This window comes from Alkalispirochaeta alkalica DSM 8900 (assembly GCF_000373545.1).
In the GTDB taxonomy this organism is placed as follows: domain Bacteria; phylum Spirochaetota; class Spirochaetia; order DSM-27196; family Alkalispirochaetaceae; genus Alkalispirochaeta; species Alkalispirochaeta alkalica.
Genome location: NZ_KB891691.1, coordinates 149484 through 165767 on the forward strand (window position 1 = coordinate 149484; position 16284 = coordinate 165767).

At 56.2% G+C, this 16284-nt stretch carries 7 protein-coding genes and 1 pseudogene; all 8 read right to left on the reverse strand.

The annotated features are described in order from the left end of the window. Positions 1 to 254 (reverse strand): annotated as a pseudogene (locus B071_RS19930) (hypothetical protein); the annotation flags it as partial. Positions 255 to 407: 153 nt separating this feature from the next. Further along, a complete protein-coding gene (locus B071_RS0100655; protein ID WP_018525171.1) occupies positions 408 to 794 on the reverse strand; it encodes a DUF6933 domain-containing protein in 387 nt (128 codons plus the stop codon). Positions 795 to 1121: 327 nt separating this feature from the next. After that, the gene (locus tag B071_RS18810; protein WP_083914243.1) at positions 1122 to 2741 is read right to left on the reverse strand and encodes an RNA-directed DNA polymerase; all 1620 of its coding nucleotides are present in this window, start codon (positions 2739 to 2741) and stop codon (positions 1122 to 1124) included. Positions 2742 to 3288: 547 nt separating this feature from the next. Beyond that, the gene (locus B071_RS18815) at positions 3289 to 4209 is read right to left on the reverse strand and encodes a DUF2971 domain-containing protein (RefSeq protein ID WP_169336278.1); all 921 of its coding nucleotides are present in this window, start codon (positions 4207 to 4209) and stop codon (positions 3289 to 3291) included. A 115-nt stretch (positions 4210 to 4324) separates the two neighbouring features. After that, positions 4325 to 5578, reverse strand: a complete 1254-nt coding sequence (locus B071_RS0100665) for an integron integrase (protein WP_018525173.1) — start codon at positions 5576 to 5578, stop codon at positions 4325 to 4327. Between the two features lie 1364 nt (positions 5579 to 6942). Then, positions 6943 to 8865 (reverse strand): exodeoxyribonuclease V subunit alpha, encoded by a 1923-nt coding sequence (recD, locus tag B071_RS15055; protein WP_157702955.1) that lies wholly within the window; start codon positions 8863 to 8865, stop codon positions 6943 to 6945. Then, positions 8858 to 12652 (reverse strand): exodeoxyribonuclease V subunit beta, encoded by a 3795-nt coding sequence (gene recB / locus B071_RS0100680; protein WP_018525176.1) that lies wholly within the window; start codon positions 12650 to 12652, stop codon positions 8858 to 8860. The genes recD and recB overlap by 8 nt, the downstream gene beginning before the upstream one ends. Further along, on the reverse strand, positions 12649 to 16170 hold the full coding sequence (gene recC, locus B071_RS18060; protein WP_018525177.1) for an exodeoxyribonuclease V subunit gamma: 3522 nt from the start codon (positions 16168 to 16170) through the stop codon (positions 12649 to 12651). Before recC ends, recB begins: the two co-directional genes overlap by 4 nt. Positions 16171 to 16284 lie beyond the last annotated feature (114 nt).

Below are 16284 nucleotides of genomic sequence, written 5' to 3' on the forward strand. Positions count from 1 at the left end.
GGACCAACTACCCTTTCATTTTCGATCAATGCCGTCACATGCTCTATGCCCAGAGTATTACCTTCAATCGCTAACGACGAATGAATTGTCTTTATCCTATTTTGCCTCCTCAATCGTGCTTCTGGTTTGACTAAGAGGAGGCTTTTGCAGAGACCGAGAGATTCAGTAATTTGGCCGTATAGAAGTAATATTCTGTTGGTGATCTCATACGGAGGTTTCATAGGCACCATGATAGCATCATTTGATACTATCATCAATTCTTTTCTTCGCGCGCCGAAGGCGTCTGGCTAACACGTGCTTAACCGGCAATGCCTGGCCCGCAGAGCGGGGTGGCGCGGTTTGTGCATAAGCGAGCGAAGCGAGGTGCACAAACCGTGACAGAAGGCGTTGTCCGGTTGAAGCTGTTGTTAGAAGCATTTTCTTTTCCTGATTTCTTCCATGATATCTTTATTTGGAAACGAACCTGTATACGACATCGGTGTCTCATTGATTTTCGATAGATCCGCATCTTCAAAATGATAATAGTAAATTCCTTTTGCCATTCTGATTAAATCAGTTTGAGAGCCCAATATTGATCGGTTATTTGTCTTGCAAATTAGCATATCTTCTTCTGAGAGCTTATCTTTACCAAGATCATGATCATTTTCAATTTCTTGAAACGCATTCTTTATCATCACTTCAAACGCCTTTCTGTTTGAAGATCCTGCCGACGGCACAATCTTTGAATAAAGATTTTTCGATTCATTAATTATGAAAAGCCTTTTTCTGCTGAGGGTGAAGTATTTACGTATCATTCGTCAAGCTGCTTTTCTTTTTCCTGATTTTCCTCATGATCTATCTCAGTTGTTCTTATCTTTTTTAATGACTTTGCAGTTAATCTAAGAATCATAAACAACCCCATGCATATCATAACATGCACTCTGATGATTGCTTTCGCTGTATCGAATGATTTTTTGATGACTCATTTCGTTGACACCATTGAGTTCCTTATTTCCGCGCCCGTAGGGTCCTTCTAACATCCGTATCAGCTGCAAAATCGTCCCGAAGGGTTGGCGCATATTTTGCGCAAGCAAAATGTGTGACAAAGATTTTGTCAGTTGCATGCGATTGTTATGTTGTTTTCATTGTTTTGATATTATTTCATACCATGGATCTTCTTCATTTAATGAGATATTCTTATAAAATGCACTAAATTCATTACTATTAAAGTTATTTTTTAATAAATTAAGAATTTGTCTTTTCTCGAATGGATCTGCACGATGAAAGCCATTCTTAATTTCTAATAAATCATCTCTTTCAATGATATCATTAAGGCATTCTAGAACTGCACGGCCTAAATAGACTCCTTCACTACGCTTAAGTTGATGATAATTGTTAACAACTGTATCTTTCGAAATGAAGCCTTCTGAAGAAAGGAATCGAACTATATATATTCTTAAATATTCTAATGTGTTTTCATCATTACTGATTTCAATACAATTGGGAATGATATCATCTTTAAAATCAATTAATTTTTCTTTATTCTTAATTATACAGTCCAAGTAATAGGGTATAAATTGCGGAAATCTTTTTAGTATTGTGCTTGCTTCTGCTAATTCTTTCCATTTTTCGTTCGCAACTATAATTCTCAAAAATCGCAACAAATCTTTTGGATCTATTAAATCAATATCAATTTTTTCCTTAATTGATTCAATATTCTCTTTCCTTAAATTTTCAATTTCTCTATTGCTTAATTTGCGAAACTTTGTTGGAATCAGACCTGAGTAACCTCGAATAATTTGTGGTAGATCATTTTTCTTCATTTCTTGATCTTCATCTTTTTCTTGTTCTCTAATATGAGTTGTTCTTATTACTTTATTTGATTCAATAATTGAAGTTTTACTCGTATTTAAAAATAAACCTTCACGATTAAGTCTTTCAACCAATATCGATAGCCAAATATGTGCTTGTTTTGCATCTTTAGCAAAAAGTCTATAATCATCAACATATCTTGCAAAATCAATTTTTTTCTTCAATAGATATTTATCAACATCAATCAAGCTTGCTTCTGCCAAAATTCGACTTCCATTCGATCCAACAGGAAGTCCATAAGAATCTCGATTTGACCAATACAACAATAATTCATTTAATAATTTAACTACAGAAATATCAATATCTTTAACTGCAAGTAAGGTGTTTTCTAATCTATGTAGATTTAATCTATCATAAAAGTTTCCAATATCACAATTAATTATAACTCTAATATTTTTATTTTTTGCTTTTTTCAGAGTATCATTTCTAAATTTTGTATAATTCGAATTTAAGTCAAAAAGATAGAATGGTTTATTCATATTTATTAAATTTGGCTTTAGCCTATATGAATAAACAATATTTGATTTTTTATGTATCCTCGATGTCTCAATTTTATTTGAGATCATAATGCATAAAGCTAAATATATAACTTCATCTACTGGATCGATATATCCACATTTTCTAAAGTCAAACAATGATTTCTTGGGTACCAATATACTTTTACAGTTATGAAGTTTAAGTTCTTTCAATGCTTTAAATGGAGATTTTCCATTTTTAATTATATATATAGCTTTTGTGATTCGCTCTACGGCAAGCTGTCGGATAAAATCAAATGTGCTTTTATCTTTTAAATAATCGAGTTCAAAAGGACGTGTAAATACTTCAACATCCGTAATACCTTCTTTCATTATATTTAATAATGCTAATTTTACAGAATCACTAATATTCATTCTATCCTCTTTTTATCCACATAACACGTGCTTAACCGGCAATGCCTGGCCCGCAGGGCGAGGTGGCGCGGTTTGTGCATAAGCGAGCGGAGCGAGGTGCACAAACCGTGACAGAAGGCNTTGTCCGGTTGAAGCTGTTGTTAGACCGTCCGTGATCTCCGATAGCATCAACGAACACCAGTGGACATCAGGCACCGCCTCGATCCTTTATGGTTCTGCATTTCTGAAAAGAAATCCTCTTTTCCAGATCCAATGAAATTGATCCGGGTCTATTATCCGCCGAATANATCGATTTTTCCAGCAGAAAAGATTCTTTCGCCTACCAGATTGCCTTCGCCAATCGCACTTGAACAGGACAATCCCTGGATGGTGCCGCTTTCCAATTAACGAGTGCCGTCTCTCGGGAGGCCAAGATGCCCCCGTCGGCCTAACATTTGCTTAACCGGCAATGCCTGGCCCGCAGAGCGGGGTGGCGCGGTTTGTGCATAAGCGAGCGAAGCGAGGTGCACAAACCGTGACAGAAGGCGTTGTCCGGTTGAAGCTGTTGTTAGCTTAAAATTTCATCACCATCTACTTGGTCAATCCCAATATCAAAAGTATGCATAAGTGACGTGCATTTATAAATAGTGATACCATTTTCCTTTACAAACTGATAGAGCTTTTTAGCCGATTCCTTTTCTTCGAAATTTGTCATTTTTTTGTATTGATAATTTTTTCCTAAAATTATTCTTTTTATTTTAGGGGCATTTATTATATCGATATAATCAGGTGCATTTGACTTAGCGATAGGTATTATGATACGCCATTCGCTTTCGTATTTCCATATTCTATTTTTGACAATTGCACATGCGAGAAGTGCTTGCAATATTTTGCCTTCATCACACAATTTGCTTACATTTATTGGTTTATTCTTGTATATTACAGGAAATAGTAATCCATCAAAAATATTATTTGATTCTAAGTCATATTCAATACAGATTCCTTTGTTGCTACCTCCATAGTGACCCCACATTTTTATATCATTTTCTCTTGTGCTAAAGCATGTAATTCTTAATCCCTTCATCATCTTTTCCGCTCGGTGATTATCTATTTTGCTTATTCTTTTCATAAGGCTTTTATTTAAACTGTTGTCTGCTGATAATAACATGTCTCTGACAGATAAAATTTCAAATCTAAGTTTTGATATCGTTTCTGCTTGTAAGAATGAGTCGTACACATCATTAAACTTGCTTGGGTTTGATAAAGATATTTTTCCATTTATTATGTTTTCTACCAATCTTTTGCTGATCTTGCTATATTTATACAAAGATTTAGGTGGGGAAAAACAATCTCTATTCACACCAATGATTTCTGATAAAATTTTTCTGCATTCACCGCTTTTTGTGTAAGATATATCATTCATCTTTTTTTCTGCCCGAAGGGTCAAGCTAACAACAACTGGACTGGTCCGGGATAATGGGTTGGGCACTGCAAAATCATCCGAATATGTCGGNGGAAGTCCCCGAAAGGGGGGAGGTTAAACCTCCCCAAAGACAGATGATAGGGAGAATCCCGACATTGGAGGCGGGATATTATGCGGATACCTATAAACATCCTGGCCCCCGTTGACCCAGGCCATCCAGGGGACTTCGAACCCCCGAAGGCCCTTTGTTCAACACGTGGGTGTAAATCATGGTGGTTTTTACGTCGCTGTGTCCCAGAAGTTCCTGGACCGTTCGGATATCGTATCCGTTTTCCAGGAGGTGAGTTGCAAAGGAGTGGCGGAAGGTGTGGCAGGAGATCCGTTTTCTGAGCCCCGATGCCATGACAGCCTGTTTGACCGCTCTCTGCACGAGCGAAGGATCCAGATGATGCCTTCCTTCCTCTCCCGTGGAGGCATTGCGCCAGCGTCTGCGCTGGGGAAAGACCCATTGCCAGCAGATATCCTTGTTCGCGGCAGGATACTTTCGTTCCAGAGCGTTGGGAAGGGGAACTCGTCCCCAGCCCGCTTCCAGATCCCGTTTGTGAAGAGTTTCAACCACAGTGATCTGTTTTTTCAGCGGTGGCACCAGGGATTCGGGGAGCATTGTTACACGGTCNTTTGCTCCCTTGCCGTTGCGAACCAGGATCTCCAGGCGTGACGGGTCGATGTCCTGAACCCGCAGCCCGATCGCTTCTGAGAGACGGAGCCCCGTTCCGTACATGAGCGATGCCAGGAGCCACATATCTCCCGAGAGGAGGGAGAGCACCGTCATCACCTCGTTCCTGCTCATCACAACGGGAAGGCGTTGCGGTTTCTGGGCGCGAACCACGCTCCCCAGATCGGGTATTTCCTGATTAAGGACGTTTCGGAAGAGGAAGAGCAGGGCCGACAAGGCCTGGTTCTGGGTGGAGGCGCTTACCTTNNTATGGACGGCCAGGTGGGTCAGAAAGGCATTCATCCGGGGAGGGCCTGCTGCATCCAGGGGCGTGTCTTTCTGGAAGGCAAGAAATCGCTCGATCCATTGCAGATAGGTCTCTTCGGTGCGGGGGCTGTAATGGCGGGCTTTCATGATCTCCCGGCAACGCGTCATCAGTGCATGTTTTTTTNCCTGTTCAGGGTGCGCTGGTGCCGGGATTTGCTGTGGGGGGACCCTCTGCGAGTTATGGGGTTCCTTCGGGAGGGTGAAGAGCTTTGTCGTCAGGAGTTCTTCCAGGAGTTGAGCGCTGTGTCGCTCTGTGCCTGGAATCAGCCAGACCTGCTCATCGGGAACCCACCGCCTCCCGGGGACTCGGCGAAGGGCGGTTATCACGCGCTGGTCGTAGGGAGCGGTCACTGCCAGATCTCCCCGGGGAAGAATGCGGATCTCCACGGTCATGCCGAAATAATAGTATCGCCCCGCCGATCCCGCAACGTCTTTATCGCCATAATTTTAAATATTGAAGAAATTCAGGGACGGCTCAGAAAAAAAGATTATTGGAACTTTACAGAGATCTCTGGTACAATCGGAACCCGCCATGACAGAAGCTGAATTTGAATCGTCCTTTGAGTCGCTGGTTCTTCCCTTTGCCAACGAGCTTGCCCGGGAAGCGCAGCAAACCATAGTTATCACCCACAGGGAGGACTTGCCACTTCCNGCNGTCCTGCATACCGCAGCGGGGCGTCCTCCCGTGATCTATCACGCTGCCCGCGACGGGGTGGCTTTGCACGGTATCGCAACCCAGTTGGGTACCTTCGAGCGGGTTCTGCGGGCTCGCAGGGCAGGTNCGCAGAAGATGCTTCGGCGGGATCAGCGGTTTTACAACCGCTTTCAGGATTCCTGTTCTGCCAAGATCTCCGCCATGCGCCAGGCCGGTGTACCCGATGCCCGGATCGCTCCCATTGTGGAGGGCTGGTTTAACGGTCTCATCAATAACCTTTTGGGGACCCCCCTGCATCTTCTGGTGGAGTTTTCCCTGGCCCGGCGTTTTCCCGGTTTCGAGGAGCTGCAGCTCCAGGGGATGGANGGGCTGGTACGCCAGAGTGTTCCCTTTGTTCGCGCCCTCCAGGAGGACAGCAATGTTCCCCCCTTCGTGGCCCAGGCGACGATGGTGCTGGCTCTGGTTATGGCGCTGGCTCTGGTGGAGCGCGCCCGGGAGCTCGGGGCAGATCAGGCTGCCTTCGATCATGTGGCCGATTTCGGGGCGTCCCGTCCCCGAAAGGCGCAGGCCCGGGAATTNTTGCGTGATCTTCGGGATCAGGTTCAGGGGNCGGCCGGTGTGGAATGGGATCTGGTGCACTCCTGGGCAAAGGGGCTTCATCTGGATCCNTTCTTCGAGACAGCTCCCGATCCGGCTTCGCCCGAGGGNGGGGGATTTCTCCCGGGCCATCCTCCTGTGATAGTGGGGGAGCTTCCTTCCCGGGATGAATCCTCCCAGGAGGATCAGGAGGAGGATGCTCTCCTGGTAGAGTCCCTGACGGCAGCCCTGCGGTATTTCGGGGCGCTCTCGCAGGACCAGATCAAGCGTATTACCCTGGAGATGGCCGAGATCGGATCAGCCGGGTTTAATCCCCGGGATNCCTCCCGCCGGTATACGCTTCCNGCGATTCCCGGTACGGAGTTTACGGGTCAGGAANTGCTGGCCTGGACGTATGCGGGATTCCAGCTGGTGAATCCCGAGGTCGAGACCGGCCTCGATTTCTCCCGGGCCTACCGGCGCGCTCTGGATCTGGTGTAGCCCCGGAGGGCTCCTGCGGTCAGGGTCAGACCCGGTGCAGAAGGTCTGCGAGCCCGCCCTGACGCAGNACCCGNCGCTCCACGGCCCGGGAAAGAATNCCGGGGGCAGGTTCTACCAGGGTGAGGGCCTTTTTTGCCCTGGTGATGCCGGTGTATACCAGTTCCCTGGTAAGGATCTCCCCCGGGGTATCGGGCAGGACCAGCACGGTGTGGTCGAACTCCGAGCCCTGCGATTTATGTACCGTCATGGCGAAGGCTTTTTCCGTCTCCTGCAGNCGTGAGGGCAGAACCCAGCGGAGCGTTCCCGGTTCATCGCCGGGAAAGACCGCCCGAAGCGCTCCGGGTAGATCCAGGACCAGGCCGATGTCTCCGTTCATGAGTTGCAGCCGGTAGTCGTTGCGCGTGACCATCAGGGGCATGCCGGGGTACCAGGTCTGTTNTGCCGNGACGAGCCCTGCCCCGATCAGTTCTTCCTCCACGCACTGGTTGATCAGCTCGACCCCCCAGGGGCCCCGCCGGAGGGCACAGAGTATCTGGTATCGTCCCCGCGCCTCCAGGATCGACAGTGCCCATTCTTCCCAGGCTTCGCGCGGTGCTTCTTCGTCGGGCCTGGTCTCACTCATCTCTGTGAGGTATCTCCCCGATTCGCGGCAGATGCGGCGAAACTCCTCGTCGCGGGTGCTCCCGGGGGTGATTCGTTGAACCGCCCCGTCGTTCCCGGGGGGGCTATCCCCGGAGGCTCCATCCCCGGCTGGACGTTCCCGATCTTCCCTGGGGAGTCGGCCTTCCCTGACCGAGGTCGCGTAGAGGCCGATTCCCCCGGTGGATGAGAACCGAAAGCTCCTGCGCAACATGGTGATTTGTTGGTCCAGGGGAGCCCCGCCGCTGTTCTGGAAGTCCCGGGGCAGGGGGACGCCGGTGCTCTCCTGAATCCACGCTGTTGTTTCCGGGGTGTAGCAGCCTTCGTCGGCCCGGGAACAGAGGTCAGCCAGGACCGATCCGGCCTCTACCGAGGCAAGCTGGTCCTTGTCGCCCAGCAGGATCAGCCGTGTGGCGGGGTTCAGGGCCTCGAAGAGGGCTGCCATGAGGCCTACGTCGACCATGGAGGCTTCGTCTATCACCACCAGATCGGCGGGCAGGGGGGACCGTGAATTGTAGGGGGACCGTCCCTTTCGACCCATTTCGAGGAGCCTGTGGAGGGTGGTTACCTCCCGGGGGATGGTTTCCCGCACATNNCTGGCCATATCTTCAAGGCGGGAGTGAATCGATTCCTGAAGCCGTACGGCGGCTTTCCCCGTGGGGGCGGCCAGGCGTATTCGCAGGGGACCTTCCAGGGCGTGGAGCAGGGCCAGTACCGAGAGGACCGTGGTGGTTTTGCCNGTTCCCGGGCCGCCGGTTATTACGGAGAAGCGGTTTCGTGCTGCCAGGGCCGCTGCGATTCGCGGCCAGGGGGTGGTGTTCTCCGGGAAAAGTGCGTCCAGGTGGGGCCGTACCCGGGCGGGGTCCAGTTCCAGGGGATGGGCCCGTTGCCCGATTCCNCGGAGAATTGTCTGTTCCTGCCGGTAGAAGCGGCGGAGTGCCAGTCTGGGTACAGGGTCTTCCAGAAAGACCAGGGGAGCGGTACTGTCCCGTTCCGTGAGGGGACTCTGCCGGAGCGCTTCGATCCACTCGTCCAGGTCTATCTTTTTTGGGAGCACCGGGGGGACCGGTTCTTCCCCGTTGTTTCCGGGGAGCAGGGCCTCTTCCGGGGANGCTGCTGCCCGGGCCAGNTCGAGNCAGCTGTGACCAGCGGCGCTCGCGCAGCTCACCAGGAGCGCGCCCAGCAGGACCAGAGGGTCTGAACCGGGAGCCTCGTCGTGAAGAAAGCGTACAAANCTGCGGTCAATCTCACGGATGTGCCCCGACGCTGCGAGCCGNTCCAGAGTCCGGAGGAGATCTTTCTCACCCATGGTGTNCACCTCCTGTGTTGGGGCTGTGCTCGCGGCCCCGGAAGAGCCGGTCCAGCTCCTCCAAAAGATCCGGCGCGGGGCGGTAGANGAATGCGCCCCGGGGTTCCGCCTCGATCCCCCGCAGGAATAGATAGACGGCGCCGCCCAGGTGGTCCTCGCATCGGTAGTGGGGCAGTCGCTGCTGCAGATGCCGGTGGAGCGCCAGGGTGTAGAGGGCCATCTGCAGGTCGTAGCGTTTTTCGCAGAGCTCTGCTTCCAGGGCGTCCCGGGTATAGCTCTGGCTCCCGTCGCCCAGACGGTTCGACTTCCAGTCTGCCAGGTAGTATCGGCCCNCATGGTGAAAGACCAGATCGATAAAGCCCTTCATCATCCCCGAGACCAGGCGGGGCGCCAGGGGGGGGCGGTCCCGGCCCGGGAGGATGTGGCGTCTTGTAATGCCGTCGAGCTTCTCCGTGGCCACCTGTTGTGCGGGAAAGAGGAACTCCAGTTCGGCNTGGCAGGTCTGGAGATCGGCCAGGGAAGGGTTTTCGGGCAGGGGAAGGGGAAGCGTCACGATCTGTCTGGTCCATTCCACCAGGGCGGGGGCCCACTCCTCCCATCCCAGGGAGCGNCATTTGTCTTCCAGGGTCTCCTGCAGTTCCGGCGGGAGTGTTTCCCGGCACCGGGAAAAGCCCGCCTTTCCTGCCTCCTCCAGGGCCTCGTGGAGGAGGGTTCCGGCCCGGGCCCCGGCGGGGAAGGTGTGGAGGGCTGCGCTTCCCGGGGGCGCGACGGGAGTCGTCCGGGAAGCCACCAGAAGGGGTTCTTCTCGGGCCAGCTCCTGGGCTGGTATCTCCGGTTCCCGGGGGAGATCCTCGGCCGGGGCAATGCGCAGGGCCGAATAACTGGCGATCCACCAGGGTGTTCCCGGTCTGCGGCGGGGTCGCGGGATATCCCTGAGGCGGGGGGGCGTCTCCGATGGTATGGCCTGCGCCCCGGGGGGCTCGTCCTGGTGGGGTTCCTCGGGGTCCAGAAAGACCAGTTCGATCTCCCGGGATGATTCGGCCAGGGCGGTGACCTCCTTCCTCATGGCGCGGGCACTTTCGGGCTCGCCCTCTCCCGAGAGCAGATATCCCACGGCTGTGGCGTGATTTCCCGGGGTCTTGCTGTTGCCCGATGCCACGGGGGCCAGGGCGGTAAAGGCGGCGATTCGCGAGCGTGTAAGCGCCACATAGAGGAGGCGCATCTCCTCGCTCAGGGATTCCCGGGTGTGAGCGTCCCGGGCTTCCTGGTGGTTCTGCGATAGTTCGACCAGGGCGGTATGATTCTGGTTGTGCCAGACCAGGGGAGAAATGCTGTCCTTCGGGGGGGCCTTCACCCAGGGACGGGGGAGGCTCAGGAAGGGTGCTATTACCAGGTTGTATTCCAGCCCCTTGGCCTTGAAGATGGTGATGACCCGGATGCATTCCTGATCACTCTCGAGACGGAGAATCTGTTCGTCCCCGGGATCACCGATCTTTCGCGCCAGCAGACGAATCAGTTCCTGCCTGGTGTGGACGGTGGCGCTCATCTGGTGAAGCCACTCTGCACCGTGGAGAAGGTTGGTCAGGACCCGTTCACCCTGGGGGGCGGTGCTCTGGCGGGCTGCTACGCCGTAGTCCTGGATCAGTTTCCGGATCGCCGGGAGCACTCCTTCCCGCTGCCAGAGTTCGTTGCAGGCTGCGAACCTGTCGGTGTCGCCCTGCCGAAGCAGATCGTCCCTGGCCGATCGTTCCAGCTCTTCCAGGGGAATGGCCATGGACGATGTTGCCAGGGCCTCCCGGACCAGGCNTTCCTCCTCCGGTGAGGCCAGGGCGCGGAGCCAGGTGAGGAGATCCACCGCCTCGGGGGTCTGGAAGAGCGATCCCCGTTCCGAGAGGTACACCGAGGGGATGCCCCGGTTTCGCAGCTCCTCCTGAATGGCCTGGGCCTCGGTACAGGACCGCACCAGCACAGCCAGGTCCGAGGGGGAGAGGGGGCGNTCCTGGCCTCCTTCCCGGATAATTCCCCGGGGAGCTCCCTCGGGGTCCCGCGAGAGCCACCGTGAGATGCGTTCTGCTCCGAGACGGGCCAGGGTGGCACGGAAAGCTGTGGTTCCCGGGGGCACCTCCTCATCGTCGGTCTCGAAGGTCCAGAGGGTGAGTGCCGGGACCTCCACCCCCTCAGCCAGAAAAAGAGGTTCGTCCCGGGGTGGGCGGTCGGGCCGTGGCCGGGCAGGCAGAAAGGGTATCTCTCCTTCCTCGCCGGAGCCGAAGAGGAAGGCTCCCCGGGGGTGTCGGTCTGCCGCGAGAAAGATCCTGTTCACGGCTTCGACCATGGGGGTTCGGGACCGGTAGTTTGTGGTGAGGGCGTAATGGCGGCCCGCCGTGGCGCGCCGGGCCACCAGATAGGTAAAGATGTCGGCCCCCCGGAATCGGTAGATCGCCTGCTTGGGATCGCCGATCAAAAAAATCCCCCGGTCCTGGCGGTTTTCGGCGACCCGGTATATCCGGTCAAAGATGTGGTATTGAGCCTGGTCGGTGTCCTGGAACTCGTCCACCAGAGCTACGGGAAAGGCCTCGGCGATTCGCGAGGCCAGCAGGTCTGCGCCCTCCCGCTGTGGTTCCAGGGCCCGGGCAAGGTGGAGCACCATGTCGTCAAAATCCAGGAGGGATNGTTGGTCCTTCATTCGGGCGTAGCGGCACCGGGTCTCTTCCAGGGCGTGAAGGATCAGGTGGGCCTTCTCCAGGCGGTGGTCCCGCTGATTCTGCTGCTCCAGGTATTCCAGCCCCTCGCCCAGGGCCGTGAGGGGGGAATCCTCGGGAAGGCTCCATCCTTTGTTCAGTTTCAGCTTCCCCGGCTTCAGTTTTTCCATGAACGCCGGCGGGGCTGCGGGATCGCCCTCCCGNGCCCAGCGGCTGCATTCCTCCAGAGCCTCGGCGAAGGAGGCCGGGGCTCTGGCTTCCCTGAAAGAGTTCTTGTTGAGCCCCTCCCTGATCTTCAGAAGTTGNTCCGTGATCTCTTCCTCCTGATCCCGCCAGGAGTGCTGAATTTCTGTGGCTGCCCGGNGGCGTTCCCTGCGCGTCTCCACGATCGTCTGCAGGGTTTCTGCGGGGGGGCGGGGTGCACCCAGGGGGAGGCCCTCGAAGCAGATCGTGCCAGAGATGATTCCCTTGAAGGGGGCCATGGCCGATTCCAGATGATCGGGGGTCGCGAAGAGTTCTTCCAGAGCTCCTGCCTCCTCGGGGGTGATGCCGTAGAAGGTGGCCCGCCAGTAGTCCCGCACCGCCTGGGACCAGAGGTCCTTCGGGTCGGGGGTCAGCTCCAGATGAAAGGCGATGCCGCTCTCGAAGGCGTTCTGTTTCAGCGTGCGCTGACACCAGCCGTGGATCGTGAAGATCGCGGCCTGGTCCATCTCTTCGGCAGCGTCTTCCAGAAGTTGGGCTGCCAGGTGGTGCTCCTCCGGGGGGATCGAGTCGCGCAGTTCCCTCAGCAGGGGGTCCTGGACGGGGGCCTCCTCACCCGGGGATTCCCGGAAGAGCTGGCCAGCCTCGACGAGGCGCGATCTGATTCTGTGGCGCAGTTCCATGGTNGCTGCCTCGGTAAAGGTCACCACCAGGATCTCCGGCGGNGTCAGGGGGCGCCCGAAGGAGGTCTCTGATGTGCCGTGGCCCAGAACAAGCCGGGTATAGAGCTGGGCGATGGTGTAGGTCTTTCCCGTGCCCGCACCGGCCTCGATCAGGCGGCTCCCTTTCAGGGGAAAAGTCAGGGGGTTGAGTTGTTCCGGTTTCATCGGGGCTTCTTCCTCGTGGGGGCGCTCTTCCCCGCACCCCCCGCGCCTGACTCTGCGGGAGGCCGGGAGGAGGTATGGCGGTAGAGGGGNAAATAGAGNCGACGGGCCGCATCGGGGAAGCCCGGGTCGTTCCATATATCCTGCCAGGAGGGCCAGATCCGNCCCAGGCGGGGATGGCGGTCGAGTTCTTCTGCCAGGCTCTTTGCCCGACGCTGGGTCATCGTCCTGCACAGTGTTTCATCCCACAGGGGAAGGCCCTGGCTGTCGCAGGTTCCCTCGAGGAACCAGGCGAAGGCCAGGGAGGGGGTCGCCGGGAGCGGGTGCGTGCTTGCCTCGTGCCAGAGCCGGAAGAGATCGTCGAGATAGCTGCGGGCCTCCCCGGGAGGCAGAGGGGNCAGCGTTATTGTGGTATGAAGCCCCACCACGGTGGTGGTCATGGCCTGGCCCGAGGCGTTGGCTGCCAGGTGCGCGGGCCAGTAAGAGAGCAGTTTCTCTCTTCGGAGTCTGTCCGATTCTTTCCCCTTGGGGTTCGTCAGGCGCGTGGGGGTCAGGATCAGGCGCTTTCCGGGACCCTCGGCCGGACGAAAGACGGGAAAGATCTCCTCTTCCAGGAGCAGCTCGCCCCCGGGGGAGCTGATTTGGGCGCGAAGGCTTCCCGGGAGGGGGCCTCCGTGCTCTGCCGATTTGTCCAGGGACCCCTCTGAGGTCCTTCCCGGGGGCAGCTCCTGGTAGTACCGGGAGATCATGTCACCGCTCTCGGCGAGACAGCGTTCCTCCAGGGAGCGGTGGAAGGGCGGAACCGGTGTCTTTCCGGCGCAGACCAGCCGGTGAATCTGCTCCTCCAGGGGCTTCTCCGGCGCCAGAAGAATCTCCTCAAGCAGTTCCTCCTGCAGGAACCAATACTCCAGNTCCTCGGCAGCGAAGGGTTCTTCCAGGGGGGGATCCGCCGCCTCTTTCCCCGATGAATACACCTCCAGGGCTTCGCTGAAGTAGACCTGACAGGGCAGACGGAGGAGCTGCTCGAGCTGTTTCAGCGAGGGGGGGCGAGTCTCCCCGGAAGCGAGTTGCAGCGACCCGTCGGGGGAGGTCTCCCGGGGGGGGATCCACCATTCCCGGGCGTAGGTAAAATGATCCGAAGCCGGGTTCCGGTAGGTCTCGCTGAAGGGCTGCAGGGGATACTCCCTGGTGAGGGTCTCGGAGANGCTCCTGCCGGAGGGACTNCGCCATCCNCGATCCAGATGATCCGCCAGGCGGCTCACCAGAATCGAGGGAGATCGCAGACTGTTGTCCTGGATGCTGCGCCCCTCCCAGCTGATGTAAAGCGCTTTTCGGGCCGAGAGCAGGGCCTCCAAAAANAGATAGCGGTCGTCCTCCCGGCGTGAGCGGTCCCCGGTGCGGCTGTTGCTCCGGATCTGCATCAGATCGAACCCCAGGGTTTGCTGCTGGCGGGGATAATCCCTGTCGTTCATCCCCAGAAGGCAGATCATCTTGAAGGGGATCGCCCGCATGGGCATGAGGGTGGCGAAGTTTACAGCCCCCGCAAAAAAGCGTTGTGTCAGTCCCGGCGGGTCCAGACGTTCCATCCACCCCTGACGGACCACGGCGAGGGGGATCTCCTCCTGGAAGTCTCCCTGTCGGCAGGCCTCCTCCCAGAGGTGCAGCGCCCGCCGCAGGGCTTCCAGGGTTTCCTCTTCCCCGGTCTGGCACGGGAGGAAAAAGATATCCAGCGACTCCCGCAGAAGCGCTTCCCATTCTCCGGGAGGGCGGAGGGTCGCGATATCCCGTCTGAGCCGGTCCAGCCGCTCCACCAGNCGCGCCAGTTTTCCCAGGGCCTCGGCCTGAAGCCCCNCTGCTCCCTCGAACCCGGCGATCTCCTTCCAGAGCGAACGGTCCCCCGTGGCGTAGCCCAGAAGCATCCGTCGCAACCCGAAACGCCAGGTATTTTGTTCCACCCGGTGGGGAATGTCGAACTCCTCCCGGTGNGCACCGTCGATTCCCCAGCGGATTCCCGCCTCGCAGGACCACCGGGCCAGAATGGGGAGATCCTCCTCGGCCANGCCGAAGGCTTCCCTCAGGGAGGGCGTTTCCAGGAGCCCCAGGATCTCTTCCAGGGTTGCCCTGGAGGAAGCCGTGTCCAGCAGNGTNTCCAGNGCGCTCACCACGGGATCGGTATCGCGCAGGGTCTGGTCCGAGATAGTGTAGGGGATCCTCCGCAGGTCCTCCCGGGGGTGTTGTCCGAAAACAGCCGACACCAGGGGGGCGTACCGGCTGATATCGGGAACCATGACCATCACGTCGCGGGGCTCCAGATCCGGGTCCTCCTGAAAGGCCTGCAGCAGATTGTCGTGGAGAATCTCCACCTCCCTGAGGGCGCTGTGGGCGCTGTGGAAGGTGAGAGACCTGTCTTCCCCGGCCGGTGGGGCCTGCCACCGTTCCCGGGTCTCTTCCAGGGAGCGGAGTTCGAAGATGTCCTCCTGAAGCTGGTGAAGCAGGCAGGACTCGCCGGGTGAACGGAAGACCTCGGACTGTCCCGCTTCGTCCAGGGAGTCGAGGAGCGCGATGTAATCGCGACCCTGCATTCCCCAGGAGATCAAAAGGGGGTGGCCGTGAAAGTGGAGATCGTCTGCCCGAAGGAGTTCCCCGCCGGGCCTGGCCCTGCGACGTTGCCGGGTAGCCACCCCCGGAGATCTTCCGATCTCTGTCCAGTGGTACCGCGAGGGGTTGTGGACAAAGAGCAGGACCTGGCTGAAACGGCTCGCCGCCTGCAGTATCTCGATGACCGGGGCCGTGAGGGTGCTCATTCCGAAGGCGATGATCCGGGGAGGGAGTCCCCGGGGTCGTTCCGTGCACTCCCCCAGGTATGTGGTGCAACGCTGGTGAATGGTTGCCCGGTCTGTGCCCTGGAGCTCCCGGGGCATGTCCTGACAGAGACGCTGCCAGAGCCGTGCCTGCCAGTGGTGCTCTTCGGGAAAGACCGGGGGCCCCTCAAGGCGCCCTTCCTGCCAGGCCGAGAGCCAGTCGGCGCGGTAGACCTGATACTGGTCNAGGAGATCGGCGATCCGCAGGGCCAGCTCGTAGCGCCGNACCAGATCACTGCTGTCGGCCAGGAACCGCCGGAGTTCCACAAAGGCCGGGTCCGGGAGCAGTTCCGGGAGAATTCGCAGAATTCGCCAGACCAGGAGCTCCTTGTCGTAGGGCGAGACCAGGGGGACCGCCTCGTTCCCCGGCGTGGAGCGGTAGAGTCGCCATTGAAGGCGGGCGGGCAGGGTTATTTCCAGCCCCATGGCAACCCCCGACCCGGCCAGGGCAAACTTCAGCCACTGACTGATGCCGTTGCTCTGGACCAGGATCGTCTCCGCTTCCAGGGGCGGAAGGGGATTTTCGCTGATCCACTGCACCATAAGATCCCGCAGGTCCTCCAGCAGATTTCCGTGGATCACCTGGAGGCCGGGAGAGATCGTTCCCGAGGGTTCCCCGGGGAAAGGGGAGGGCGACGTTGCCGGGGATTGCTTGCTCACGGACTATACTCTACATCCTTCCCGGGCTCTCCTCAAGGGAAGATGTATCCCCGGGGAATGTCAGCCGGGGTGCGGTGGGCCCTGCGGGGGTTGGAGCTGCCTCACCGGTCTGGT

What these genes read in the sequence shown, in the direction of transcription:
- B071_RS0100655 (WP_018525171.1), bottom strand. Translation starts at nt 794, where the DNA reads ATGATACGTAAATACTTCACCCTCAGCAGAAAAAGGCTTTTCATAATT.
- B071_RS18810 (WP_083914243.1), bottom strand. Translation starts at nt 2,741, where the DNA reads ATGAATATTAGTGATTCTGTAAAATTAGCATTATTAAATATAATGAAA.